A 26395-nucleotide genomic window follows, 5' to 3' on the forward strand; every position below is an offset into this window, starting at 1 on the left:
TACCTCGTTAAGAAAATCATCAATATAAAGATAAAAAATAGGATGGCAGGCCAGAACCTGCCCCCTGATTTATTCATTATAGCCGAACCATAAATGCGATATAACTTCAAGTTCTACATTTTGAACAAGGATACTCATGTTGGTGAATACAATTTTATAGTAATTAAGAATATTAGGAGGTGATGCAAGTATTTCAGTCTTACCGGGGTAAATATCAACATAGCTATACATATTATAATTCCCAAGTGGACCAGCCCAAAAATTTACAGCCCTAATATTTGCCAAGCTATTGTTTTTTATAATTGCGTCAGTGAAATCAGTGGGGAATATTGCATTACCCTTACTATAAATTTCAAATGGCTCGTTAGAGGTCATATATACCATTTTTGATGGCATTCCATCTTTTTTCCACAAAGGGTCCATTACAAATTCAATTTCTGCATTTTCGGTATTGCTAAGATTGGAGACTACAATTTTATAGCGGTAAAGAAGGCTACTTGGTCCTACGAATATTTTAAGTTCGCTAGGATAAACATCAATATGACTATACTGCTGATAATCTCCAATCAAACCAGCCCAGTAATTGATAGCCCTAATTGGTACCATACTCTTGTTTTTTATAATTGCCGTTGGGACAGCACTTGGCATTACAATATTGCTATTACTATAAATCTCAACGGTTCCAAGAGGAGCTATAGATATAGTTTTTTTCAATGACATTATTCTTTTCCTCATTATTTCTGTTATTTAGTAACATATATAACCGGTAGTTTTACCTGTAAAATTTAACTTAACACCTTCCACAAATAGTTAAATGTTGAAATTTGTCAGCACAGTGAAAAAATACAGTCAACGAATTCATTGTATATAATTTGTCATTCAACCGTGTAATACGTAACAACTGAAATAAGATATTTTTTCCACGTTATCTATTCTGATAACACTTTATCCTCTAATTTCTCTTACAAGGACATCACCATATTACTAAGTACAACAAACTTTTGAAAAACAGATCTAAAGAATACATTTATTAGGTATAATAAAAAAATAGTTATGTTACACTAAGTCATTATATCAACGAAAACATTATGAGATTAAATAAATGGATTTTGCAATCCTTTCTATCATTAGTATCGTTCTTCTATATCATTTCAACAATAATATGAATATGCTATATACCCTATGGATTTCAAGATGCATCGCGACGGCAAGGGAGCGAATCCCCGGGAGCATAGGTAACTATGTGACCGGGGTGAGTGAGTGCCGCCAACAAAGAGGCAACTTGAAAGATAACGGGTATATAGACTCAGAGTTGGCGATTATCGGGTTTTGTTTGAATTACTGGATGGAGAACCTAAAATCCTAGAAATTCAGGAAATTAGGCGACGCCAGACAAAAACCTATTAACAAGTAGGTGAGTTTTTCCATCTAACCATTTACCCCTAAGGGCTACGTGACTACGTAAATATACGGAGCAAAAGAATATGGCTAGTATTCAATTTATTACAGACGAACATGGCAAAAAACAAGCCGTTATTTTGCCAATGGACGAGTACGAAAGACTGTTGGCAGCCGCGGATGCGGATCATGATAAAGATTATCAAATTATTCCCTATACAGCGGGGCCAAATGACGATGAAACTATTCCTCATGAAGTCGTTTCTATCATGGTAGACGATGAAGTTTCACTACAAGCCGCTTGGCGCATTTATCGTGGACTATCACAAGCTGAGGTAGCGGAAAAACTGGGTATAAAACAAGCTGCTGTTTCTCAGTTTGAGAAATCAGATCGCCCACGCAAAGCAACGATTGAAAAATTAGCGGCTTTATATGATTGCCGGGTAAATCAACTAGTGCTCGACTGATTAAAGTTGGTAAAAAATTACAGATACGATTGGTATAATTTACAGAGGCATCAGATTTGGCGCCTCGGAAATCTTGCTTATTCTACCAATTATATTTACTCAAAATCCATTCAGTAATAGCAATATAAACGGCATTCATAAGTTCACTGTAAAATAGAAAATGTAATCTTAGTTTCATTATTACCAGATAATTTAGTAAAAAAAACATTATTAATCAGTAAAACAAGAATTAAATTTATAGGAAATATCGAATAATTTAACCACCACTTAAATAACTTTCCAACCATGCTAAAGTTAAAAAAATCAAAAAAATATAATAGAATAATCATTAAGTAATATTAGAAATATTATTCCTGTAAATAATTTTATACAATTTAATGTATAGCAAGTAATAAAATAAAAATCTTTAATCCATAAAAAATACAATATTTTACGTGTTTTTATTAAAAACTTATTCACTTTTATATTATAACCAATATTTTTCACAAAAGTGTTAATACAGAAATCCAACTAATCCGCAAAATACAGGGTTAAAATCAGCATTTATTAGGTATAATAAAATCATAATTATGTTATGATAAGTCATTATATCAACAAAATATTATGAGATTGAATAGATGGATTTGGAAAAATTAAGAAAATTAACCCTCAGTAGTGGATTCACATTTAAAGAGCTTCTTATGTTGCAAAGGACTTTTAAAAATCTTGACGATGACGAAAGAAGATATGTAATAAAGTATTATACAAAAAGCGATAATATTTATAATGTCATAATAGTGCTTGCTGAAGATGCCGGCGATCCAGTGTTATTTTTTTCTCTCATGTATATAGGCATCATAATAATGGAAATTTTCCTTCACAACGAAAATACAGTATCCTATTTATCATTAGTATCGATTCTTTATATCATTTCAACCATTATATGCATATGCTATAAATCTTTTTATCACCGCTATCGTTATAATTTTTGCACATGTGTAAAATTAGTCATTTTCTATATTCGCCTCAAAATAAAAGAACAACTCAAACAGCTATAAGAAATAAGCATGTTACGGTAAAAAATTTATATAATTAAAAAACGAGTTTAAAAAAATGGATTTAATTGACTTAAGAAAATTAATATTAAATAGTGGATTCACCTTAAAAGAATTGCTTAAGATAAAGAGAAGCTTTATTATTCTACACAAAGATGCCCCTGGTATTTATCATAAATACCAAAGCAGAACAGATTGTTTTTGTCATTATCTGTTATTTATAGCTGATGAAGTCTCTTTACCATTAACATTTTCTACTTCAGTTTGTTTATTTATAATATCAGTTATGTTTTTCAGTGATATGGCATATGGAATTCCATTAATGTCATCTATTTATTTATTTTTTGCCATTTCTGCTTTTATTTATTACAGCCTCTCAGTTAGCTGTAATTTAATCACAGGTTCAAAATTGTTAATTTTCTATATTCGTTTTAAAATAAAAACAAGCCCAACTCTTAAATTCATCAATAAAACATTGATAAAAATAACCAATTATAAAACCAAATAAAATTGAGCCTAAATAAATGAACCTAACCGATTTGAGAAAATTAATATTAAATAGCGGATTCACCTTAAAAGAATTACTTAAGATAAAGAGAAGCTTTATTATTCTACACAAAGATGATCCTGATATTTATCATAAATACCAAAGCAAAACAGATTGTTTTTGTCATTATCTGTTATTTATAGCTGAAGAAGTCGCCACACCATTAATACTTTTAACTTCAGTTTGTTTATTTATAATATCAGGTATGCTTTTCAGTGAAAAGGAATATAGTATTTCATTAATGTCATTTATTTACTTACTCTTTTTTACCTCATTCTCAATCTATTATAGCCTTTCCGTTAGCTGTAATCCTATCACAGGATTAAAGTTAACAACACTCTATATTCGTTTTAAAATAAAAAACAGATTTCAATCATCATAAAGCTTATATATGTCCTCTACTAAAAGTTTGACTTTATATATACTACCAGATATTTGAATGGTTAAAATAGGATTTGGTGTTAACCGCCATTTTCTAGTAAAATCCGAATTAATATATCTGAACAATTTCCCCGTTCCCGGTTTAAGCTTGAGCATTCCATACGTTCCATATAAACTTGCCACTAAATCAACCGAACTATAAGCAACATCAGCTACATCATCACCATAACCTAAAGCATGAGAGATATGCCTATATCTTGATTCTCATAAAGAATCGGAGTAATAGATTCATAAGCATTATGAATCCCATGTGCCAACAAAACAACCCCCATAGACTTAACCTTTTTAGATTTTAGCAATTTACTTGAATTAAAAATTGCAATACCAGCAGCTGACTGAACAATACCAGCAACAACCCCACCGCCTATTTTTGCGTATTTAACCACACCGTGATCTTCAAATATATCGGTTACAATATATTTGGTATAATCCTTACGCCTTAAAGCCTGATATTCTTTTTCCGTTATTTCATATTCATCTTTTACTTCATAAACCAATCTCTTTTTTTCACTTACATCAAAGGTATTTTTGAACTCACGTGTTTTTATATTAACAAAGTCATCAATTTCTTTTAAATATGACATTCTCAACTGGCTATCTTCTATAAAAAAGCTGGCAGCCAAGTGTGCTTTACGCTTCAATGACGAAGCGTAATTATTTAAATCGTAAGAAAGATGAGATATCCCTTTCATAAAAACCTCAATAAACGTTGTCTTCCCATATGCTATATGCACTGGTGCCAGACATCACATGTTCCCACGTTATTGATTTATACATCAAAGATAAACTTTCCTGTGGCTGGCATTCATTATGTGTAGATGAATTTGGATAAAAGCCATTCAATCCACATATATATGCGCCGGTGAGTTTTATCTTATAATAGAGTTCTAAACCACCTTTAGTTGATGTTCTGTAAAAATAAAAAATACATTGCAGCGATTCTTTATTGGTTATGGCTAATCCCAAAAGAGGAGAAGACTTATCTATTGGCTTTCTTATCTCAACCGGTTGATGGTTAACATGTTGACCTCTGGTTATATTGGAAGTCAATTCATAAACAAATATATGGTCTTCATGACCAAGCTGACATGTGTTACCAATAGAATCAACCGTTGAACATCCTTGTGATATCAAACCTTGTTTATATCCGTCATCTTTCAAGTTGCCTCTTTGTTGGCGGCACTCGCTCACCCCAGTCACATAGTTATCTATGCTCCCGGGGATTCACTCCCTTGCCGTCGCGATGCATCTTGAAATCCATAGGGTATATCACCCTTAATTTCCAAATAGATTATATTTGCCATAAAAAATCATCAATTAGTTAACATTCAAAAATATGAATATTATGAATATATAGTATATTGATAAGAAATGTAATATAGGTGTTGGTTTCATTTCCAAAGAGTGTGATAAACCTCATGACAAGAAAAGTTTCATTAATCCTTTGATGTTAGAAATAGAATTTAATTGCTATAAATATTCCACTTAAATCAACCTTGAAACCCAAAACGACTAAGTATAACGAAAACCATTAACAATTAAATATTACGAGATATATTTACCAGAAACGCTTAAAATTATTGCTTAATAGAATAGCCAAACCCAAAAGAGTGAAATTTAGTATCAACTAAAATAAAGGATGGCAGGTTAAAACCTGCCTCCTTATCGGTTTGCTAGATAATTAAATTCTTAAAATATGACCATAAAAGTTCAATTACCAATTCCAAAACTGCGATGTAACTTCAATTTCTGCGTTGTAAATAGTGCTGAGATTGGTGACTATAATTTTATAGAAATAAACAGCGTTAACAGGTGCGAGAAATGTTTTCGTCTCACCGGGGTAGACATCAATATAGCCATATTGATTATAATCTCCAATTGGAGGAGCCCAGTAATTTATCGCCCTAATAGGTGCCGAGCTGTTGTTTTTTATAATTGCTTCAGGGTAGTGATTGGGAAATATTATATTTCCATGCTTAAAAATCTCAAAGGATTGATTAGGATTTATATATATAAGTTTTGATGACATTTTATCTCTTCCTTATTATTACTGTTATTTGGCGGCATATATAACAAGTGATTTTACTTGTGAAATTTAACTTAACATTTTCCATGAACAGTTAAACACTGAAATTTATCAGTGAAGTAAAAGGAATACGATATACGAATTCATCGTATATAAGTCATCATTCAATGAAACAGTGGAATTGACAGCATTTCAAACCTGCCAGCAACAAACTCTTTTATTTTCTTATTAATGCTGGTTATTAAATTGTCCTGACAATTAAAACGGTAACACAATATTACTTTCAGCAAGTAGCCCCATATTGTTATACATAGCACAAGCCGCATCCACCAGATGCATAGCCAACGCAGCACCGCTGCCTTCCCCCAAACGCATGTCCAAATGTAAATAAGGTTCCAATTGCAAATGCTGCAACGCAATAATGGAGCCTTTCTCTGCCGATAAGTGCGAAGGGATTAGATAATGACGTACATCAGGTGCAATTCGACAAGCAGCCAACGCCGCCGCGTAAGAAGGGAATCCATCCAGAATCACCGGCAGCCCGGCAGAGGCCGCACCTAACATGACTCCCGTCATCCCCACCAAATCATAACCACCGACTTTCGCCAATACATCAATGCTATCTCTGGCATCAGGTCGATTGATTTCAATCGCTTGTTGCACAACCGCCACTTTGTGATGCAGGCGTTCTCTGGGGAAGTTAGCTCCAATGCCTACGATCTGTTGTGGATGGTTGTCCGTAAGGACGCAGATCACAGCAGCCGCCGGTGTGGTATTCGCCATGCCCAATTCGCCCACACCAAACAGTTTCACGCCATTTGCAGCCTGTTCCAGCGTCAGGTGTGCGCTTGCCAGCAATAGATCTTCTGCTTGCTGACGGCTCATCGCCGGCCCTTGAGCAATGTTGCCACTGCCACGCCCCATCTTCATGTTCACTAATCCCGGCAACGGATCACTATCAATGCCTACGTCCACAACTTTCACATCAGCACCCGTATTTGCCGCCAGCACGCAAACACCGGTGCACCCTTTCATCATATTCTGCGCATGAATAGCCGTCGCTGACTTAGGCGATATGGTCACGCCTTCGTCATAAACCCCATGATCAGCAACCATCACAATAATCTGTTTACGATCAATATGATGGCCCGATAGTCCCCACATTCCGGCAAGCTGAATCGCCAGATGTTCCAGACGTCCGAAACTACCTGTCGGTTTAACCAGCCCATCCAATCGGGTAGCAGTACGCGCCATCGCAACGTTATCCAATGGCACAATAGTATTGATGATCGATGACAATGTTTGCATGGTGTTATTTCCGTATCTCAGGCAGCCAGTCAGTCCGGCTATTAAATGTGCGCAATGTCGTAAATCCATGTTGGATTTCCACGACACTGTATGCTCCCTGTTCAAAATGAAAATGCCACATAGCCGCAGGCGGCATAGCTAGCAGACGCGCCAGTAACAAGCCCAATACCCCCTGATGCGCGACTAATAACAGATTATCCTGACTTTCTTGTATCAGCAGTTGCTGAACCACATGTTCTATCCGGGCCGCAAATGTCGGAAAAGTTTCACCCCCGGTCGGGGATGCCTGTTGCCAATCTGCTAACCAGGCAGCCCAAGCTTGAGCGTCTTCATGTTGTAAATCACGGTGATGGCGCATTTCCCATGCGCCGAAATGCATCTCATTGAGTTGAGCATCAATGCTAGCTGATAGCGAATGATCGGCCAGAATAATCTCCGCAGTATGGCGCGCCCGCCGTAACGTGCTGCTTATCGCTTGTGAAAATGTCACTGCCGATAGATAGTGAGCAACTTGCCGAGCCTGATTGATTCCCGTTTCAGTCAACTCCACATCCGTCATACCACAGAAAACACCGCTCAGATTCGCTTCTGTTTGACCGTGCCGAACCAAAAATAGTCGCATCGTCGTTACTCAACCTCAGATGTGTTTAAGAGCGGTTAATTCAGAAACACGTAGATTCAGACTCGTTTTTTAGCATGTTACCCCCATTCATCATAAAATGACTTGCGAATGTGTATCGTAGTACATGTCCCGCCAGCCTTTTTGCTAGATTGGGAATCATTGATTTAATACCGTTTTGGGTAGCGATTACCCAACGTTCATATGTTGCACTTCGGACTTTGTGCCGAAGCGCTTACGAATATGCTTGCCCTTGCGGGCGAACATCAGCAAGGTACTGCCCACTACCCAGTTTGGATACACTCACAAAATACCTACCAAAAATTTCACCCAAACAAATAACGAGCCACAGCTAATGCCAACCCAGCGGTACCAATTATGGTTGCAGCTAACCACTTCGTCTGTGCACTGATTTCTTTATGTAGATCGCCTTTTGTCGCAAACTCTTCAGATCGAGTTGTTAGCTTGGTTAACTCTATCTTTATTTGCATGACATCTGATTCAAGACGCGCCACTCTTGGCTCTAAACTGCCACCATCACCGCCATCATTACGGGTAGTATCCATATCATCACCCCCTTTACGTTTAGTACTATTCATATAAGATATATTACTCATCATGTGATCCTTTCTCTTGCTGACTCAACCAATGAAGCACAGATCTGACCTCATGAGTGGTAATATAGCCACAATTATCACAACTGAGTTTATAATAATAATTAGCATCACTGTCGGTAGGTTGTTCTGGTGCGTGTCTGAAAAAAGTAACAAATGTTTTGCTAACCGATTGCCCATGAAGCAAGTCAGCAACCACAGCTTTGCTTGTCTCAGCAATAACTTGCTCACCAACACTGTGGCACATCGGGCATATTCGAGTTACTTTCTTCGCGTCCAAGAACTTGAAGAAAGTATCAGCATTTATTGTTTCCAACTTCTTAATAAGTTTGTTTTTGTCTTTCATTTAATCACTATCATAAATGTTTTCGTTTAATGAGTTTCTTAACTTATAAACAAAGGGGAACCCACCACACCCCCAACGTATGTATATCTTTATGCCCCGTTTCATAATTTTTTACAGTACGCAAACCCAATCCTAATTCTTTTGCAAATGCGACTTGCGTTAGCCCCTCTGCTTTTCTAATGAGTTTAAGTTTTTCCGCATAACTGTTTGACAAGACTCCCATAGGAGATCATCCTCATGTTGAAGCCTCCACCTGGAGACCTTAAAGTACGACGAAATTCGGATAAGGACTTGGGAAGAATAAACTATGCCAGCTAAAAGACCTAAACCTATTGTTATAAAAATGCCCGATTGCCTTGTTGTTTTCTGCCTGCCATACCACTCAAAGCTAACGCTTTCAGCATATGCGGAGGTTACAGATCAAACGGTCAGAACCTCCAACAACAAGCCAATGAGCAAAGATTGATACTGACAAAAAAGAAGAAAGGCAGAAAACGTGAAGTAAATACGGTTTTATTATTCCTCTTGGATTTCACAGGAAACTTTATGGATACCAGAACAGCAGAACCTACTACTGTAGGCGAGATGTTGACTGAAGAGTTTTTGAAACCCTTGAAAATAACTCAACAGCAGTTGGCGAATGCGATGGGTGTTTCTCGTAAAGTTATCGGTCAGATTGTGAATAATTCCCGGCGCCTGTCCGTCGAAGAGGCCACACAATTAGCCGGTTTATTTGAAACGGACGAGGATTTTTGGATTAACCTCCAAGCAGCTCATGATCGCTGGGAAAGTCGCCAGATTTCCGCCCGTAAGCATTACGCACCTATTACTGTTATTCTCTCAGCCAGCTAATGATTGGCGTAAGAATAGGGAGTTGGACATTCTGTTAGGAAGTTACTCACAGTAACGCCAGTAAAAACACCAACTCCCCAACTTCCACTGACGCTCCAAGGGTATCACCGGTCTGACCGCCTAATCGTCGATGCAGATACACCGCCAGCAACCCGATAACCAACAACGTAATCGCCAATGCCAACACACCAAACCAGCGCATCAGTAGAGCAATCAACATTGCCCCACCTAACAATGTCAACAGTGTCTGATAACCATTAACCCGACCGATATAGAGATTCCCCAACCCAATTCCTTCACGAGCACAACGCTGGCGGTACATTAACAAGATAATCGCACTCCTACCCGCAATAGATGCGGCAGTCAAAGCCATTAACATAGGAGCACCACGCAAAGATAATTCGCTTACCACCAGCACTTTCGCCAAAATAAGCAAGATCAATGCCAACCCACCATTTGTTCCCAAACGGCTATCACGCATAATCTCTAACATTCTTTCCCGCTTACGGGCAGAAAACACGCCATCACAGGTATCCGCTAAACCATCAAGATGAAGAGCCCCGGTTAATAGCGCCAGCGCTAATACGTAACCCAGCGCCGCCAAGGGCGCGCCACACCAAGGCGCCAGCAAGGTAAAAACCACCGCCGAAAGCATACCGACAATCAATCCAACCAATGGGAAACTCGCTATGCCACGCACGTACTGATCGATTTCTAATCCCCGTGTCCAGCGCGATGGTACCGGGATGCGAGTCATAAATTGTAAGGTGGCAAGAAACAAGCGCAGATTCATTTAATTTTTACCTCAATTCCCGATACCATCAAAAATACTTCACTGGCAGCCGCCGCCAGCCGCTGGTTAACCCTTCCGGCAATATCGCGGAAATGGCGGGCCAGACGGTTCTCCGGCACAATGCCCATGCCTAATTCGTTAGTGACCAGATATATCGGGGAAGTCATGCAAGTACAAGCCGCTAACAGATCGCTAATTTGCTGCTGAATTCCCACCTCCAATACAGCAAAGTCCATGTGTTCAGGTGGCGTCTCTCCAGCTTGCTCAAATAATAGGTTGGTAATTAAGGTGGTGATACATTCCAAGATAACCGCTTCTCCCGGCCGGGTTTGCGTCGTGATAACTGCACCGAGATCGCGATAGCCTTCCCATGTACGCCAATGAGCCGGCCGATTTTCGCGGTGCAGTTGTATACGTTCAGCCATTTCACTGTCTGTCACTACAGCAGTCGCAATATACAATACCTGTTCACTCGCTTGTGCCACCAGCCTCTCTGCCAGCGCACTTTTACCACTTCTAGCCCCCCCAGTGATTAAGATCACGGAGCCGAACCTTGTCGATGGGTTTTCATGCACTGATAAATCCGTTCTATATCCAGATGTTCACGCATGGCTTTCGCCAGCAGGTCAAACTGCGTCTGTTTGTAGTGGGTATAATCCAGTGTTTCCCCTTGATAAGCCGCCAATCCTTTGCGCTGACGCAGAGCATTAAGTAGAGCGCGGGTAAAATTAGCGCTATCAAATAAGCCATGAATATAACTGCCCATCACGCTACCCTCTCGATTAATCGCACCATCGCACCAGCTACCCAACCGGCCGTTACACTCAGTAATACAGGCAAACGGTATTGCATCCGCCCCTAATAACGAATTGCCCATATGAATTTCATAACCCCGAATAGGCTGCTCAATGCAGTCTGATAGCAGGCCCGGCAATGCCGACAAGCACTTACCATTTACTCTGGTTGTCACTTTTTCATCGGCAAAGCGGGTTTCCATATCCAGCAGTCCAAGGCCATCCATCTGTTCAATGCCCGATTCCACCCCATCAATGATCCGTTTCCCCAGCATTTGATAACCACCGCAGATACCGATAACAGGAACACCAGCCTGATGTGCCGTCAACAAGGCATCCGCTAACCCGTTCTGTCTCAGCCATTGCAAATCTCCCAATGTGTTTTTGCTACCGGGCAAGATAATCAGATCCGACGGCTGCAACGCGGATGGTTGAGTCACATAACGCAAGCGAACATCCGGTTGCACCACCAGCGCGTTAAAGTCAGTAAAATTAGCAATATGAGGCAAACGAATCACCGCAATATCCAGCGCTTTTTCTGTTGCGCCATCATATTTGCCCGTTTGTAGCGCTACGCCGTCTTCATCTTCCAGATCAATATTCAACCAAGGCATGACACCCAATACAGGCACGCCAGTTAAAGCTTCAATCTGTTCAATACCCGGCTGGAGCAGGCTGACATCACCTCGGAATTTATTGATGATCACCCCTTTTACCCGCGCTTTCTCCTCCGGGCGCAACAGTGCCAATGTGCCATAGATGGCCGCAAATACGCCGCCGCGATCGATATCCGCGACCAACAACACAGGGGCATCCACCATCTCCGCCATTCCCATGTTAACAATATCTCGATCTCGCAGGTTAATCTCCGCCGGACTGCCAGCCCCTTCCAGCACAATGACGTCATATTCACTCGCCAGACTGTGAAAAACCTCACAAATTTGCTGCTGTAAACTGGGCTTGTATTGGTGATATTCCACCGCATTCATGCTACAGGCTACTTTTCCCATCAACACAACTTGCGCCTTACGCTCACTGGTGGGTTTAAGCAATACCGGGTTCATCCGCACATCAGGCTCGATACCCGCCGCCTCTGCCTGAAAAATCTGCGCCCTGCCCATCTCTTCACCGTTACTAGTGATACCAGAATTCAACGCCATATTCTGTGATTTAAACGGCGCACAGCGATAACCATCCTGAACAAAGATACGGCACAATCCTGCAACCAGTACACTTTTCCCAACATCGGATGCTGTACCCTGCAACATTAAAGACAAGCCCATCATGCTATCTCCTTTATATTGGTGTAGCAGAGCAAAAAGCTGCTCCTCAGTTTTTACAACCGCGATTCCATTCGCCATGCAGCTTTAGCTACCTTTCAAGCACTTATTTCTCAGTATGCCACTGTTTATTCACCAAAATGGTGGAAAAATAAGGTAATTTCTGATCGACGTCCACCTGATCCAAACGGCGCCAGCACTGTTCACTTGGCAATGTAGCATCCGCCATTAATAGGGCATGTTCAAATAAATTCAGGCGCGCCAACAATGTACTCACGGTGGCAAAACGGTTATAAACTTTCATTAGCACCACGCAATCATGCGTTTGCAGCGCCTGTTCCAGCTCAGCTTCCGGCGCAGTGCAAGACATTATCGCCATTGATTGCTGTTCCATCGCCAGTGGTAATACGGTACGTGCGGCAATCGCGGCAAAAGAGGTGATACCCGGGACAATTTCCAACCACTCTTGCTGACCAATTCGCGCCAGCAAAAAGACCCACGTACTAAACAGCATGGCATCACCCAACGTGATAAAACCCACTTGCTGCCCTTGTGCTACTTCATCTTGCAACTGTTGCGCGACTTCATCCCATACCGCCTGTTTCTCTTCGCCATTACTGTTCATCGGAAAATGGCAGGTGCGAATTTCCGTGTGGGGTAGCAGGTACTCACGCACAATGGAGAGCGCCAAGCTATCTCCTCCTTTACGCCCGGCAGGGGCATAAAGCACATCAAGGCCAGCGAGTATTCGCGCTGCACGCACGGTCACCAAGTCACTCGCTCCCGGACCAACACCTATAGCATAAAGTTTTCCATTCATCACACCACCTCCCGCTGATCTGCCTGTAATGCGTCTGTCAAGTGTTGAACGAACATCTGGCGAATTAATGGATTTTCACCTAATCCCTGTAACCAAGATTGCGTTTTGATCCCAACCGCTTCTAATTGAGAACGCCACGAATCCGGCTCATCCGATGCCATATCGTTAATCGCATGATCGCCAGCCACCATCATTAATGGCATCAAATGTACTTTACGCACCGCCTGTCGCCGCAAGCGGATAATGATATTATCGATTTCCGGGTAGCTCTCCACCGCGCCAACCAACGCCGGGAAATTATGTGAATTCATCAGGTGATCAAGACACGCGTAAGCAGAAAAGGCATGATGGGTTGCACCATGTCCCATAAACACCACCCGCTCATCCTCGGCTAATAGCGGCATCTGACTTTTCAGGGCAATAAGCAGTTGTTGATAATCGGCAAAACTGTTAAGCAGCGGTGTGCCTACTACTAATCGTTGGAAATGATCACTAAAGGTACGCACTTCACTGACAATCTTTTCATATTCATCACCGTTGATGACATGGAGGGATTGAATAGCCACATCCTGATACCCCTCATTGACCAAACGCTCCAACGCCTGACGTGGGTTATCTACCTGTAAACCATCACGTTTTTTTAATTTACGGATGATCATCTCTGAGGTGAATGCACGATATAGATCGCGATCACGGTAAGCTGCTGCCAGTTGTTGTTCACAGACATCAATATTCTTTTGTCGGGTTTGATGATAGCTGGTACCAAAGCTGATGATTAATAATGCTTTTTTCATTTTATTGCCCTCATTATTCCTGCCAATTGGCGAGGTGTTGGACAAACTCATCCAGCGAACTAATCTGCTCTCCGTCATCTCCCTGTAAAGTCTGTGTAGGACGGCACACCACAATACAGGGAATATTGAGTGCCAGACAGGGAGCCACTTTCTGTTGATATCCCCCCTCGGCCCCAGACTCTTTTGTGATCACCACATCAGGGTGACAAAATTCATACACTGCATGATTGAATTCAGCCGTAAATGGCCCACGCAACGCGATAATATGATCGACCCCCAATCCTAACGCTTCACACTGAATCAATACCTCGGCGGTCGGCAATACCCGCACCAACAACGTTTTTCCCGGTAGTAAACGCTGATACAGCTCCAATTGCTTACTGCCGGTGGTGAGCAAGATCCGTTGCCCTAGTGTCCGGGCAACGTCGCAAGCCGCCTCGATACTATTTACTTTGTGCAACAATGGATGGCTCAGTAAGTCAATCTCACTGGGACGCTGATAACGAGTAAGCCGCAGTGATAAACGACGACAAGCTGTGAGCACATTTTGGCTTAGTGCATCTGCATAAGGATGAGAAGCATCAATCACCCAACGTACCTTATGCTGATCAAAGTAATCCACCATCGCCTCGGCATCCATTCGCCCCACCACTACCTCTCCCTGAATATCACCCGCCAGTTGTTTCCCTGCATCAGTAGCAACAGAGAGACGATAACGTGCTCCTGCTGCGTCTAGTGCCTGACAGAGCAACCGGGCATCGCTGGTACCGCCAAAAACATGGATAGCCGGATGGCTCATAATTCATACCCCCGTGGCGTGATCATCAATCCATCACGGCAATAGGTCGTTTGATTGCCAACGATTACCAGACTGGTCATATCCACCGGGGAGAAATCCATTTCGCCAAACGTGGTAATCCATTTATCCTGTTTTTTACGTCCCGCCGCTTTTACTACGCCAACCGGTGTTTGCGCCGCTTTCCACGGCCGCATAAGTTCAAACGCTTTGGCAAGATGCCCTTCCCGGCCACGACTACGTGGGTTATAAAAACAAATAACAAAATCGGCTTGTGCGGCGGCAATAATACGTTTTTCAATCATCGGCCACGGCGTTAACAGATCACTTAAACTGATATGACAAAAATCGTGCATCAACGGTGCGCCCAACAACGACGCAGCAGCAATACTGGCGGTGATCCCGGCGACCAACTTAACTTCAAGATCACACTGTTGCTGGCAAACCAATTCCAGCACTAAACCCGCCATGCCATAGATTCCCGCATCACCGCTGCTGATCAAAGCGACTTTACGGCCGGACAGTGCCAAATCGATCGCCTTCTGGCAGCGTTCAATCTCCTTGCACATACCGGTCTTAATCACTTCTTTATCCATCGTCAGATACTTAACTAAATGGGTGTAGGTTTTATAGCCGACAATAATTTCAGCTTCGCGGATCGCCTCAATGGCCTCCTGTGTCATCATGGATTCATTGCCTGGCCCAATACCGATTACTGTTAACATGATTGTGATACCCCCAAAGTGATAGTGACGCCCTGCTGACGCAAGGTCCGACCAACCAATTTTCCTTCGCTCATCAACCAGGCGACAGGTTGTGAAACACTGCCAACCCCTACCGTCTGGCGGACAAAATCGGAAGCAGGAAAACGTTGCTCATGAAGACTTAACTCATTAACACTGAACAACTCAAACGGTACACGCCAACGCTGTGCAAGCTGATTTAGCGCCGGTTCATCCTTTTTAATCACAACACTGCCGATGGCGCGTAACGCCATCAGATCGAAATGGTTTTCCGCCATCTGCTGCTGCAATAGCTCAATCACTGTTTGCAATGGCGTATCCCGGCGACAACCGATCCCGGCCACAACACGCTTCGGCACCAGTTTGTAAACCGGTAGAGACAATTCCGGCAATGAATCTCGCAATGTGATACACACCAGCGCATCCAGCGCTGGTAATGTATCCAAACACGCTACCGGGACAAAACCCCGGGTATCACACCGCTCGCGTTCACTAAGTAGTCGCTCATCCCACCACAGCCCTACTTTCTGACCACTGACCAGCATTTGATTTATCACCTTCACCACGTGGCGAAAATCCTGCATATCGGCATCTAATTGAGTGGCAAGGGTGTCCAGCGCCGCCATCCCGTTAACATCCGTGGCGGTTGTAATCACCGGATCAGCGCCTAATAACTCCGCCAAATGGTGAGTCAATGCATTAGCGCCACCCACATGACCGGATAACAAGCTGATAACATGCTGACCACCTTCATCAATCACCACTACGGCGGGATCATGCATTTTGTCGTTTATCAGTGGCGCAAGCATGCGCACCGTGATGCCAAGCGCCGCTACTACTACCAACGCTGAATAGTGTTTAAATGCCTCGCGCAACGTGTCGCCAAAGCTGCCATTAAAAGGCGTAAACCCCGGCTCCAACAACTTTTCGCTGGTAAAACAGGTCAGAGGAAGATGAGTTTTCAACCGACGTACCAGTCTGACCCCTCCCGGAGTCAGACAGAACACCGCAATCGACTCATGCCCGGCGATATTCATGGCTAAACCCCGCATCATAAAGCTTGGAATAGTGGTACTCCTCTCCCAAAAAAGCACCGACCAAAATCAAAGCGGTTTTACGAATACCCGCAGCCTGTACTTTTTCAGCGATATCCGCCAACGTCCCGCGCACAGTTAGGCTTTCATCCCAGGTCGCTTTGTATACCACCGCGACCGGCGTCGTTGCCGGATAGCCGCCGGCTTGAAGACGCGCGGCCACATGCCTCATCTTCTGTACAGAAAGATAAATCGCCATTGACGTTTGATGAGCAGCGAAGGATTCTAACTGTTCGAGCGGCGGCACCGGTGTGCGCCCTTCAATCCGAGTAATAATCAAGCTTTGCGCCACTTCCGGTACGGTGTACTCCACCCCTAATTGCGCTGCTGCCCCAAGAAAAGCACTGACGCCCGGTATTGAGACAAAACTAATGCCCGCATCGGTCAAAGCTTCCCCTTGTTCGCGTATGGAACCGTACAACGAGAGATCGCCGGTTTGCAGTCGCACTACCAGTTTACCCGCACGTACACCATCGACCATCAGTGCAACAATCTGTTCCAACGTCAGGCCGGCGCTGTCATGACACTCAGCCTCTGGCGGGCAATAATCCAACAGTTCGGTATTAATCAGCGAACCGGCATAAATCACCACCTGTGCCTGTTGCAGCAAACGGTAACCTTTTAAGGTGATCAACTCCTTATCACCCGGTCCGGCCCCGACAAACCACACTTTTCGAGGATCAAAATATTCAGACATCGATCTTCTCCTTGTAACAGGAAATTAGATAAGTCGGATTATTCGGTTTGAAATAGTGACCATTACCAAGGGACGCCAGAGTAGATGCTTGTAGCTGTATACACTCCAAATTACTGATCTGACAGGTCCGCAAATGTTCCAGTGCATCATTTAGGTTATTCAACAAAATGAAAGTCAGTACCAAGCGGCCACCGGTGTACATGTGATCCAGTGCCCAATCGATCAAAGCGGTCAATTGCCCGCCACTGCCACCAATAAATACGGCATTTGCCATCACATCCAATGCTAACGGAGCTTCTCCTGCAATAATCTCCACATTATGACAACCTAGTCGTTGACGATTCTCCTCAATCAAGGCCAGTGCCGCCGGGTTACGTTCAATGGCAGTAACGGTTAACGCCGGGAAGCGTAACGCCGCCTCCAATGCCACACTGCCCGTACCCGCCCCCACATCAATCAATTGGCTAGCATCATTCAGTTCCAGCCTCTCCAGCGCCAATGCACGTACGGGTTCTTTGGTCATCGGCACTTTCTGTCCGCGTAAAAATTCATCATCTCTCATTTAGGATCACCACCACATTCATGTCATAGTCAGTCGCCACCGCTTCCGGCCGCAGACGGTGAATACGCTCATTAGGCAAAGAGAGGTTTTCACCAATAATCAATGTACGGCTCAGGCCACGCTCAATAATGGCCTCCGCAATTGCCCGCGGGCCGACGCGCCCATCAGTTACCATGCCTACTTTGTCGTGTTGCAGAAGCCAGCTAAAATCCGGGGTACGCCCGTGACTGCTGGTCAGATAGATATCGTTCATATCCAGTGCAGCTTTGGCACACAAATACTGAATTGAACTGATACCCGGAATGATGCGCAGATCATCTGCGGTAAAATATTCAGACAATAATTTGCCAATGCCATATAACAACGGGTCACCAGACGCTAATACCACAATCCGGCGTGTACTGTTGCTCTGTAGCCAAGCAAGCAAACTGGCAAGATCAGCGTCCAGTACGCGGGTTTCGTGGGTGACACCGCTAAATATCTCCAGGTGACGTCTACCACCAACCAATACCTCCGCCTCAGTGATATAGTGCTGTGCCTGCGGTATCAGATACGCAGTATCGCCGGGACCAATTCCCACTACGGTGATCATCGCATTGCCTCCAAAATGTCATTTAATGGGCGACTGGTGCCAAGTATTTGATTATCAAAGGAGAACATGATGGCATCACAGCGCGGTGGGTTAACCGCAAAACGCAACATTTCACTCATTCGTTCACAAATGCGTTCGGCAATACGGTCATAAACCTCTTGCAAGCCGTGTTCTGTGATCAGTTCCATTGCCGCTTCCGTGGTATCGCAACGACTCACCTCTAACAGCAGTTCCTGCGACGCCCCCATCAGTGCCAGATAAGCAATCAACGTTTCCATGCGGCCATCAGCAATATGACTGTGGGTATGGAAAATTCCTGCGGCCACTTTCACCAACTTGCCGGGGTGTCCCACCAACATGATATGGCGGAACCCAAGCCGTACCGCTTCCTGCAACATGTAGCCCACGAAGTTACTCATGGTTACCACTAACTGACCATCAAGCCCCAATTGTTCACGTACAAAACGTTCACCATGATTGCCGGGCACCAGAATGACCTTTTCAGCACCCGCCGAACGTTTCATTTCCAGCTCTATCGCCAGTGAGCGTTTCCAACTCTCTTCCGACATTGGCGTGACAATGCCGGTGGTACCAATGATGGAAATGCCGCCAAGTATCCCCAAGCGCCCGTTGTAAGTTTTCTTTGCCCGCTCTTCACCTTCCGGCGCGAAAATTTCCACCTCCGCGCCCCGTAAAGGACCAATAGCCTCCCGTACCGCTGCCTCAATAGTCTGACGCGGTGTACGATTAATCGCAGCGCTGCCTACCGCTAATCCGACACCTTTGCGGGTAACCGTACCCACACCTTCCCCACCACGCAGATGGATCTCACCGTGATCACATAAAGTGACGCGGGCAAAAATCAACATGCCATGAGTGGCATCTACATCATCGCCACCATCTTTACGGATAGCAGCAGTCGCCTGCTGGCCTTCAATCAGTGGCTGTTCAACGTTAAGGCGTAATGTCACACCAGAAGGTGTCACAATAGAAACATGATCAATAACTTGCTGACGCAGCACCATTAATGCGGCAACCTTGGCGGCAGCGGTAGCACAAGAACCCGTGGTATAACCTTTGCGATACTGCTTACCGTTATGCCAGATGCTGTCTAGTTGCATGGTGTCACTCATTGTGCCTCCCGCAATCGGTACAGAATGGCATTGATAATCGCCGCCGCGATATTACTTCCCCCTTTACGACCTGAGGCAGCGATACAAGGCAGTTCACTTTGCATCAAAGCGGCTTTCGATTCCGCCGCACCGACAAAACCAACAGGCACCCCAACCACCGCCAATGGCAAAGCCTGCCTTTCCAGCAAACGGAACAGCGCGGTTGGGGCGTTACCAAACACGAAGATTTTGTCGCCTTCTTCCGCCAATGCGACATCTACCGCGGCCATAGAACGCGTAATACCCTGCGCTTTCGCCATCGCTACTACACGCGGATCACTGATATAGCAGCGGCATTCACACCCCATCTGATGTAACAGTGCTTTGTTGATACCGGACTGAGCCATCGTAGTATCGGTATACAAGGTACATCCCCGGCTCAATGCCTCTGTCATGCGGGCCAGCACACCCGGCGAGAACCATAAAATATCCAACCAGTCAAAATCTGCAGTGGTGTGGATCACCCGTTTAATTACCGCTTCTTGCATCTCATCAACAAAACGATAATCAGGGCGCTCACTGGCAATAATATCGCCAATGATTGCAAAGCTATTCTGTTCAATTTGCTGAGGTTTCTGGAGGTAGTTCATATTGTTGCCCTTTTCTAAGCCATTCCGACCAACAGTAAACGCAACAGCGCAAACAACAGTAAGGCCAGTTGCGAAGCTATCATCATCAAATGGATACTGCGCGGGATATCCATCAGCGCGATTTTACGGCGTTCATCACCAATCCAAGGTTTATCTATTCGTTCACCAAAATAACAATTTGAACCACCAAGGCGGATACCCAAGGCTCCCGCCACCGTCGCTTCCGGCCAGCCACAGTTAGGACTGCTATGCTGATAACGATCACGCCAGCCAATACGCAGAGCCTGACGAAAATCAAGCCGGATGAACCAGGCTGCAGCACTCAATAACAGCCAACTCAACCGCGCCGGTAACCAATTCGCCAGATCATCCATGCGAGCGGAAACATACCCAATGGCGCGGTATTCCGGCGTTTTGTACCCCACCATTGAATCAAGGGTGTTAACCGCTTTATAAGCCATTGCCAACGGCGCACCACCAATCATTAGAAAAAACAGTGGAGCAATAACCCCATCAACGCTGTTTTCCGCCACCGTCTCCACCACCGCGCGGGTGATTTGCGGTGCATCTAGTTGGGAAGTATCGCGCCCAACAATCCGTGACAATTGCTGACGACTCTCATCCAATGAGCCTTGTTGTAATACCTCATGTACCTCTAGCGCGGCGTCACTCAGACAACGGCCAGCCAACAGGGTATAAATCATCCACACTTCAACCAGCCAGCCGACCCAAGGATGAATAAGGTTCATCAGCCATAGACACCCCCAACTCACCAACCAAGTCAGCCCCACAACCACTATCCATAGCCCTGCTCCACCAACTTTCAATGCACGTTCACTGTGACAACAGCGCCGAACCGCCCGCTGTACCAGAGAGATCAGCTTACCAATCCAACGCACCGGATGAGGCCAATGCGGCGGATCGCCTAACCAGCTATCGAGCAAGAAAGCAGCAAACCAGGCAGCAAGTGTCACAACAGCCTCCTTGCAGACCTCAACCAGCGATCAAGCAGGCTAGGACGCTGAGCAAAATGGATATGAAGATAACTGGCCAGTGTCTGCTGTACCTGATAGCCTCCGGCCCATTGCTGTATTGCCATCCCGTCACGCCATTTAGTACAGTCAAAGACTGAGGGTACTGAGCTGATAAAATCAGAATAATGAAACTCGTGGCCCCGCAAAATCTCACCTTCTGCGGCCAGCAAAGTGTCAAAACGGGCCTGTGCCTGACAGTAACCAAAGCGCATCAACCGCGTACCCATATGGCTTTCCCCCGGCAGAATACCGGCCATCTGGTGGCTCGCCCCCTCGCCATCGATTAACGATTTACCAAGGTACATCAGGCCACCGCATTCAGCATAAATGGGAACTTGACGACAATGCGCATCCTGTAAAGCTTCCCGCATGGCACTATTGGCGGCCAACTTAGCGGCATAGATTTCCGGGTAGCCCCCACCGAGATAAATCATCTGACAATCGGGTAAACGGCGATCATGCAGTGGACTAAAACGGTGAATACGTACCCCCACCCGTTCCAACATCTCCAGATTATCGGGGTAATAAAAATTAAAGGCCTCATCATCTGCCAACGCTAGCGTCAAGCCATCAGCCAGTGCGGGATTAGGCAATGATGGTGCCTCACCTGGGGGTAAAACAGGACAGTCACAAAGCGCCAACAGACGGTCAAGATTGATATGCGCCTCCACCTGTTGAGCCAGCCGCTGCCAGCGAGCATCATTGTCCACCTGCTCTTGAGCAGGAATAAGGCCAAGATGACGAGACGGTAACGACACATCTTTCATCACGGGTAAACGCCCTAGAACAGGAACACCGCAATAATGTTCAATCGCATGACGAATAAGTTCGAAATGATTTTCAGAATTGACGCGGTTAATAATGACGCCCGCAATCGTTAGAGAGGGATCAAAACGACAAAAACCCAGAACCGTTGCGGCAACAGAAGTCGATACAGCCTTACCGTCTACCAACAAAATCACTGGACATCCCAACTGCTTAGCCATTGCAGCGCTACTGCAATAGTTTGGGTTGGTACCATAACCATCATACAACCCCATCACACCTTCGATGACCGCGACATCAGCATGACGCATATGCTGATTATAAAGACCATTAAGCGTTGCTGTTGGCAGCATAAATGCATCAAGATTACGCGATGCTACGCCACACACAGAGCTGTGCCAGCCGCTGTCCAGATAATCGGGCCCCACTTTAAACGGCTGGACAGTCAACCCTCTCAACATCAATGCCCGCAAAATGCCAAGGGTAACCGTAGTCTTACCACAGCCACTACCCGTACCCGCGATAACAAATGCCTTCCTACCTGACCATTGCATAGAAAATTCCCGATATGTCGATCGGAAAAGGAGCGCCCATAAGACGTGCCAACACTGCGCACACCACTTGGATGACAACTCGCTTCCCACCGAAGGAGTTAATGTCTCGTGCCTGTCAGGTCGGTCTTCTGGCTTAGCGTCATCCTTCCCCGCAACCTTCCCAGTCTTTCCGACCAGTGGCATCAGCGGAGTTGTCAGCATCACAGCAGCGGGGGCTGCGGAGGATTTTCACCTCCTTCCCAACCACACCATTAAGGTGCGGTATTAACCTAACGGCGGTTTATACCCGTCATCTTTCAAGTTGCCTCTTTGTTGGCTGCACTCACTCACCCCAGTCACATAGTTACCTATGCTCCCGGGGATTCGCTCCCTTGCCGCCGAGACGCATCTTGAAATCCATAGGGTTTATTTATTTTTAACGTGGTCTACTTTTCAAGTTATTAAATTATTAGATAACTAATGATATATATTCACTTTTACCATAATAACCTTATTAAATTCATTAAATTAAAATGCAGATTAAATATATATTTCCCATACCAATAAAGCGGCTAATTTTATTATTTTCGGCGATAAACTTATACGATTTATAACAAAATCCACCGTCAATCTGGTGATAAAGATAGTAGCAACACCACAACAGATTAATCGTTGATCATAATCAACTATCTATTCATAACATATAAGCTTATGATGTGTTTATGCTGCTTACACCATCGGTATAACCCAATCATAATGAGAACTTTCCATGTTATTAGATACTGCTGTACCTCGCATTATTGGCGCCTGTTTTTATTACTCACCGAAATCAGAACAAGTCCGTCCACTAATTCCCTTACTTATCGATATTGATAAATTATTTCCCTGGTCAAATAACCGCACAATAGAAAATCTGACGAAAAAGCTCTCTAGCTTCTCAGTCGAATCTCTACAATATGACTACTCCATCTTGTTCGAAGGGCAAGGTGTTATGCCAGCCCCACCTTGGGGATCGGTTTATCTGGACCGAGAAAACTCGTTATCAGGTGAAAGCACGCTGGCTTACCGGGAATTTCTGACAAAACAGAATATCGCCATGTCCAGTAAACAACGGGAACCCGAAGATCAATTCGGTCTGATGCTGCTGGCCTTAGTTTATATTTTAGAACAAGGGCATAAACCTGCTGCACGTACATTGTTAGAACAGCACTTACTACCTTGGGCTTACCGTTATCTGGAATTGATGCAGACAACCAAACTAGAAAATGATTTTTATCCCATTTTAGCCACTATTGCTATTGACTATTTAAAAACACTGCAAACTGAATTAAAACTCATTCCGGCAAGACTACAATTATTTTACTAACACTTTTATTATTCCATAACAAATGCTCCGGGTGATAAATTTAGTAACAACGAATAAATATACATTCTCCTGGAGTTCAACTCTCATTTAATCAACTCATCCTTTATAACAACGAATTTATACCAGAAAAACCTTTATAGCCAATTCTCGTTCCATTGAACGTTATAGCTCTATTGCAGTATATAAAACTATTTAGCTGATTTTTATGTTATTTATTATTGGCTATGGATAACAGGCACTCAATAGAATGATCTTATGCGCTAAAAAAACTGTCTATTAATTCATAAATTAGTAAACATTAAATACTCATATAGAGGATTTATTAAAGTTTTAAAAAACACTTAGCGATAATTTTTTCTTCATTGAATGTCTGTTTCCATTACATGGAAAGATTAAAAATGTAAACAACATGAGGTAAAAACATGAGAAAAACCTTTTTAGCTACACTTATTACAGGGATTATGTCAACAAGTTGTTTTGTACAAGCACTTCCCGAAAATAACAGCAAACATATTGCTGATCTGCAAGACAATACCAGCAACGAAGCTCCGCTATTAAAATCTACCGATCCGGGCGCTGAGCGATTTAAGCATGTGGGAAAACTAAGCGGTCGTGGTCTGTGTACCGCGACACTTATTGCCGGTTCAGAAACCCCTGATGCCAATCAACAAGCCCTTATTCTTTCCGCAGGCCATTGTTTTGACTCTTCATTAGATACTAATGAAGTCGTGATTGATCAACCTGTAGGTCCTGGTTGGACATACACACCAAATTACTTTATTGACTTAATCAATAAACACCAACCTGTTGGTGTTGATAGGGTTTTATACGCAACAATGAAAGACGGTGACCTTGCAGTTTTCAGACTTAAAGCAACTTATGGTGAGTTGGCAAATCGCGGAATACTGCCGGTGACTTTACAAAAAGATTATGCACCATCAGAAAGCCAACCGATTGAACTTGCTCACATTCCGGGCAATGGCATAGCAGGTAATAAACGCTATCTACGCTATTCGGCTTGCTCCATTACTGGAAAAACCTCTCTTTTGTATGAAGGCATATGGGCTTGGTCTCCGGCCGTTTCGGTTAATTGCGCCGGTGTTGCGGGAGGAACTTCTGGTTCATCTGTTATATTGAAAGATCAATCTAAAATAATTGGTGTATTAAATACCACCGTCGATCGAAATTACACGGGATGCGGTCTTAATCGGCCTTGTGAACTGGTTAAGAATCAGGGTTTCTCACGTGAAGGTGCCAGCTATTATATTCCTGTTGATAAAATTGCACGTGCATTTACCCCTGATGGAAAACTGGATTTAAGTAAATTTGATGATGGAAAAGGGATCACTATTAACGCTGGCGGCCCACTAATTACTAAAAGCACAGTTAACAACAAACCTGCCACTTGGAATTTACATCTTGAGGAGCAGGGTTTTGATAATATTCGCTATAAAGGAGGACTTGCGAGTAATATTGATTGTTCAGATCCTAAAGGATACAGCAAACCTATTCCAGTCACTACACAACCGCTGGAAAAACTTACCGTTCCTTCCAAAGAAGGGATTTACGCCATGTGTGTCATTGGACAACATTCTGCAAATAAAAGCTGGCAGAGTACGTCTAACGCATCAATAAAATTACGTGAAATTGATGACACACCTCCGACAATAAAACCAACAACAAGATTAGTTTTTGAAACAGAAGATAGTTGGATTGTTGATCCGATTTTTAACGTCTATGAAATTGTTGACTTACGTGTAAAATCAGGCCCATTAAAATCCACAAAATGCGATGATGACACAGGTTACTCTATTTATAGACGAATCCCAATTTCTCTTAAAAAGAAAGATTCCCCAGTACGCTTTTGTGTATATGGATTGGATCAGGCGGATAATAAAGGCCCAATAGATTATCGTGATTTTGGTGTTAAGAAATAAGTCTTTAAAATTGGCCAGCGTTTGCTGGCCTTTTTTATCTCTACTGATAAATATAAAATACGAATTATACTGACGATACTAAGGATTCAAGATAACAACTAATTAATGGAGAAAATAAATATTTTATGTAATCAAGCAACACCTATTAATATCTATAAAAATATCCTTTATACGTATTAGATGTGATAGAAATCAGACATATCCATGAGTCAAGTAATATCCAAAATGACGATTTGTAGAAGAAATTATTAACTTAATATCCTATGAAGACGATCTTATGGATGATAGTTAGCTCACAAAAATCACTTGTTGAGGTTTCAAATAATTTCATTAAAGGAGCCTGTAACATGACAATATCGAAAATTTTAACTGGTGCAGCTA

29 protein-coding genes, 1 pseudogene and 1 riboswitch are annotated in these 26395 nt (G+C 43.6%); of the genes and pseudogenes, 6 read left to right on the forward strand and 24 right to left on the reverse strand.

What is annotated here, in order from left to right; translation table 11 throughout:
* Positions 1-69 precede the first annotated feature (69 nt).
* Positions 70-720: a hypothetical protein gene (locus tag LG003_RS16745; RefSeq protein ID WP_262981209.1), complete on the reverse strand. Its 651-nt coding sequence runs from the start codon at positions 718-720 to the stop codon at positions 70-72.
* Positions 721-1484: 764 nt separating this feature from the next.
* Here LG003_RS16745 and LG003_RS16750 point away from each other — a divergent pair.
* The 3 genes from LG003_RS16750 (at position 1485) to LG003_RS16760 (ending at position 3828) form a co-directional block, all read left to right on the forward strand.
* Complete coding sequence (locus tag LG003_RS16750) at positions 1485-1865, forward strand: helix-turn-helix domain-containing protein (RefSeq protein ID WP_262981210.1); 381 nt, start codon at positions 1485-1487, stop codon at positions 1863-1865.
* 1092 nt (positions 1866-2957) lie between these two features.
* Entirely contained in the window at positions 2958-3407 is a 450-nt protein-coding gene (locus LG003_RS16755; RefSeq protein ID WP_112878645.1) for a hypothetical protein, read from the forward strand.
* 16 nt (positions 3408-3423) lie between these two features.
* A complete protein-coding gene (locus tag LG003_RS16760; protein ID WP_112878643.1) occupies positions 3424-3828 on the forward strand; it encodes a hypothetical protein in 405 nt (134 codons plus the stop codon).
* On the opposite strand, the pseudogene LG003_RS16765 reads toward LG003_RS16760, so the two are convergent.
* The 8 genes and pseudogenes from LG003_RS16765 to LG003_RS16805 all read right to left on the reverse strand — a co-directional run bounded on the left by LG003_RS16765 (position 3816) and on the right by LG003_RS16805 (position 9023).
* A pseudogene (locus LG003_RS16765) lies at positions 3816-4579 on the reverse strand (DUF4225 domain-containing protein). The gene LG003_RS16760 and the pseudogene LG003_RS16765 sit on opposite strands and share 13 nt — an antisense overlap.
* Positions 4580-4586: 7 nt before the next feature.
* On the reverse strand, positions 4587-5048 hold the full coding sequence (locus LG003_RS16770; RefSeq protein ID WP_112878641.1) for an Hcp family type VI secretion system effector: 462 nt from the start codon (positions 5046-5048) through the stop codon (positions 4587-4589).
* Positions 5049-5601: 553 nt separating this feature from the next.
* A complete protein-coding gene (locus tag LG003_RS16775) occupies positions 5602-5916 on the reverse strand; it encodes a hypothetical protein (RefSeq protein ID WP_112878640.1) in 315 nt (104 codons plus the stop codon).
* Positions 5917-6171: 255 nt separating this feature from the next.
* The gene (gene cobT / locus LG003_RS16780) at positions 6172-7221 is read right to left on the reverse strand and encodes a nicotinate-nucleotide--dimethylbenzimidazole phosphoribosyltransferase (protein ID WP_262981211.1); all 1050 of its coding nucleotides are present in this window, start codon (positions 7219-7221) and stop codon (positions 6172-6174) included.
* Between the two features lie 4 nt (positions 7222-7225).
* Entirely contained in the window at positions 7226-7843 is a 618-nt protein-coding gene (locus LG003_RS16785) for an adenosylcobalamin/alpha-ribazole phosphatase (RefSeq protein ID WP_112878638.1), read from the reverse strand.
* A gap of 323 nt (positions 7844-8166) precedes the next feature.
* Entirely contained in the window at positions 8167-8460 is a 294-nt protein-coding gene (locus tag LG003_RS16795; protein ID WP_240003008.1) for a hemolysin XhlA, read from the reverse strand.
* A complete protein-coding gene (locus tag LG003_RS16800; RefSeq protein ID WP_217469717.1) occupies positions 8450-8800 on the reverse strand; it encodes a hypothetical protein in 351 nt (116 codons plus the stop codon). Before LG003_RS16800 ends, LG003_RS16795 begins: the two co-directional genes overlap by 11 nt.
* 43 nt (positions 8801-8843) lie before the next feature.
* A complete protein-coding gene (locus LG003_RS16805) occupies positions 8844-9023 on the reverse strand; it encodes a helix-turn-helix domain-containing protein (RefSeq protein ID WP_112878636.1) in 180 nt (59 codons plus the stop codon).
* Positions 9024-9346: 323 nt separating this feature from the next.
* Here LG003_RS16805 and LG003_RS16810 point away from each other — a divergent pair, with 323 nt between their 5' ends.
* Complete coding sequence (locus tag LG003_RS16810; protein ID WP_015833758.1) at positions 9347-9652, forward strand: HigA family addiction module antitoxin; 306 nt, start codon at positions 9347-9349, stop codon at positions 9650-9652.
* Between the two features lie 46 nt (positions 9653-9698).
* On the opposite strand, the gene cobS is transcribed toward LG003_RS16810, so the two are convergent.
* The 15 genes from cobS to LG003_RS16885 form a co-directional block, all read right to left on the reverse strand.
* On the reverse strand, positions 9699-10445 hold the full coding sequence (cobS, locus tag LG003_RS16815) for an adenosylcobinamide-GDP ribazoletransferase (RefSeq protein ID WP_112878635.1): 747 nt from the start codon (positions 10443-10445) through the stop codon (positions 9699-9701).
* Positions 10442-10987, reverse strand: a complete 546-nt coding sequence (cobU, locus tag LG003_RS16820; RefSeq protein ID WP_112878634.1) for a bifunctional adenosylcobinamide kinase/adenosylcobinamide-phosphate guanylyltransferase — start codon at positions 10985-10987, stop codon at positions 10442-10444. The genes cobS and cobU overlap by 4 nt, the downstream gene beginning before the upstream one ends.
* The gene (locus tag LG003_RS16825) at positions 10984-12522 is read right to left on the reverse strand and encodes a cobyric acid synthase (protein WP_262981221.1); all 1539 of its coding nucleotides are present in this window, start codon (positions 12520-12522) and stop codon (positions 10984-10986) included. The genes cobU and LG003_RS16825 overlap by 4 nt, the downstream gene beginning before the upstream one ends.
* A 103-nt stretch (positions 12523-12625) precedes the next feature.
* Complete coding sequence (locus LG003_RS16830; protein WP_262981212.1) at positions 12626-13339, reverse strand: cobalt-factor II C(20)-methyltransferase; 714 nt, start codon at positions 13337-13339, stop codon at positions 12626-12628.
* Positions 13339-14133 carry a sirohydrochlorin cobaltochelatase gene (gene cbiK / locus LG003_RS16835; RefSeq protein ID WP_112878632.1) on the reverse strand — a complete coding sequence of 265 codons (795 nt, stop codon included), beginning with the start codon at positions 14131-14133 and terminating at the stop codon, positions 13339-13341. Before cbiK ends, LG003_RS16830 begins: the two co-directional genes overlap by 1 nt.
* Positions 14134-14146: 13 nt before the next feature.
* On the reverse strand, positions 14147-14932 hold the full coding sequence (locus LG003_RS16840; RefSeq protein ID WP_112878631.1) for a cobalt-precorrin-6A reductase: 786 nt from the start codon (positions 14930-14932) through the stop codon (positions 14147-14149).
* The gene (locus LG003_RS16845) at positions 14929-15654 is read right to left on the reverse strand and encodes a precorrin-3B C(17)-methyltransferase (RefSeq protein ID WP_112878630.1); all 726 of its coding nucleotides are present in this window, start codon (positions 15652-15654) and stop codon (positions 14929-14931) included. Before LG003_RS16845 ends, LG003_RS16840 begins: the two co-directional genes overlap by 4 nt.
* The gene (cbiG, locus tag LG003_RS16850; RefSeq protein ID WP_262981213.1) at positions 15648-16709 is read right to left on the reverse strand and encodes a cobalt-precorrin 5A hydrolase; all 1062 of its coding nucleotides are present in this window, start codon (positions 16707-16709) and stop codon (positions 15648-15650) included. The genes LG003_RS16845 and cbiG overlap by 7 nt, the downstream gene beginning before the upstream one ends.
* On the reverse strand, positions 16690-17463 hold the full coding sequence (locus LG003_RS16855) for a cobalt-precorrin-4 methyltransferase (protein WP_112878628.1): 774 nt from the start codon (positions 17461-17463) through the stop codon (positions 16690-16692). The genes cbiG and LG003_RS16855 overlap by 20 nt, the downstream gene beginning before the upstream one ends.
* Positions 17456-18025, reverse strand: coding sequence for a decarboxylating cobalt-precorrin-6B (C(15))-methyltransferase (locus LG003_RS16860; RefSeq protein ID WP_262981214.1), 570 nt, complete (start codon positions 18023-18025; stop codon positions 17456-17458). Before LG003_RS16860 ends, LG003_RS16855 begins: the two co-directional genes overlap by 8 nt.
* A complete protein-coding gene (locus LG003_RS16865) occupies positions 18015-18617 on the reverse strand; it encodes a cobalt-precorrin-7 (C(5))-methyltransferase (RefSeq protein WP_112878626.1) in 603 nt (200 codons plus the stop codon). The genes LG003_RS16860 and LG003_RS16865 overlap by 11 nt, the downstream gene beginning before the upstream one ends.
* Positions 18614-19750 (reverse strand): cobalt-precorrin-5B (C(1))-methyltransferase CbiD, encoded by a 1137-nt coding sequence (gene cbiD / locus LG003_RS16870; protein ID WP_112878625.1) that lies wholly within the window; start codon positions 19748-19750, stop codon positions 18614-18616. Before cbiD ends, LG003_RS16865 begins: the two co-directional genes overlap by 4 nt.
* Positions 19747-20379 carry a cobalt-precorrin-8 methylmutase gene (locus LG003_RS16875; RefSeq protein ID WP_112878624.1) on the reverse strand — a complete coding sequence of 211 codons (633 nt, stop codon included), beginning with the start codon at positions 20377-20379 and terminating at the stop codon, positions 19747-19749. The genes cbiD and LG003_RS16875 overlap by 4 nt, the downstream gene beginning before the upstream one ends.
* A gap of 14 nt (positions 20380-20393) precedes the next feature.
* Positions 20394-21353, reverse strand: coding sequence for an adenosylcobinamide-phosphate synthase CbiB (gene cbiB, locus LG003_RS16880; RefSeq protein WP_262981215.1), 960 nt, complete (start codon positions 21351-21353; stop codon positions 20394-20396).
* The gene (locus LG003_RS16885) at positions 21350-22732 is read right to left on the reverse strand and encodes a cobyrinate a,c-diamide synthase (RefSeq protein WP_262981216.1); all 1383 of its coding nucleotides are present in this window, start codon (positions 22730-22732) and stop codon (positions 21350-21352) included. The genes cbiB and LG003_RS16885 overlap by 4 nt, the downstream gene beginning before the upstream one ends.
* Positions 22733-22833: 101 nt before the next feature.
* Positions 22834-23019: riboswitch (cobalamin riboswitch) on the reverse strand.
* A gap of 461 nt (positions 23020-23480) precedes the next feature.
* On the opposite strand from LG003_RS16885, the gene LG003_RS16890 reads away from it, so the two are divergent.
* Together LG003_RS16890 and LG003_RS16895 are read left to right on the forward strand one after the other, a co-directional pair.
* Positions 23481-24077, forward strand: coding sequence for a TorD/DmsD family molecular chaperone (locus LG003_RS16890; protein WP_262981217.1), 597 nt, complete (start codon positions 23481-23483; stop codon positions 24075-24077).
* 422 nt (positions 24078-24499) lie between these two features.
* Positions 24500-26014, forward strand: a complete 1515-nt coding sequence (locus tag LG003_RS16895) for a trypsin (RefSeq protein ID WP_262981218.1) — start codon at positions 24500-24502, stop codon at positions 26012-26014.
* Positions 26015-26395 lie beyond the last annotated feature (381 nt).

The sequence above is a fragment of the Photorhabdus kleinii genome, assembly GCF_025384885.1.
In the GTDB taxonomy this organism is placed as follows: domain Bacteria; phylum Pseudomonadota; class Gammaproteobacteria; order Enterobacterales; family Enterobacteriaceae; genus Photorhabdus; species Photorhabdus kayaii.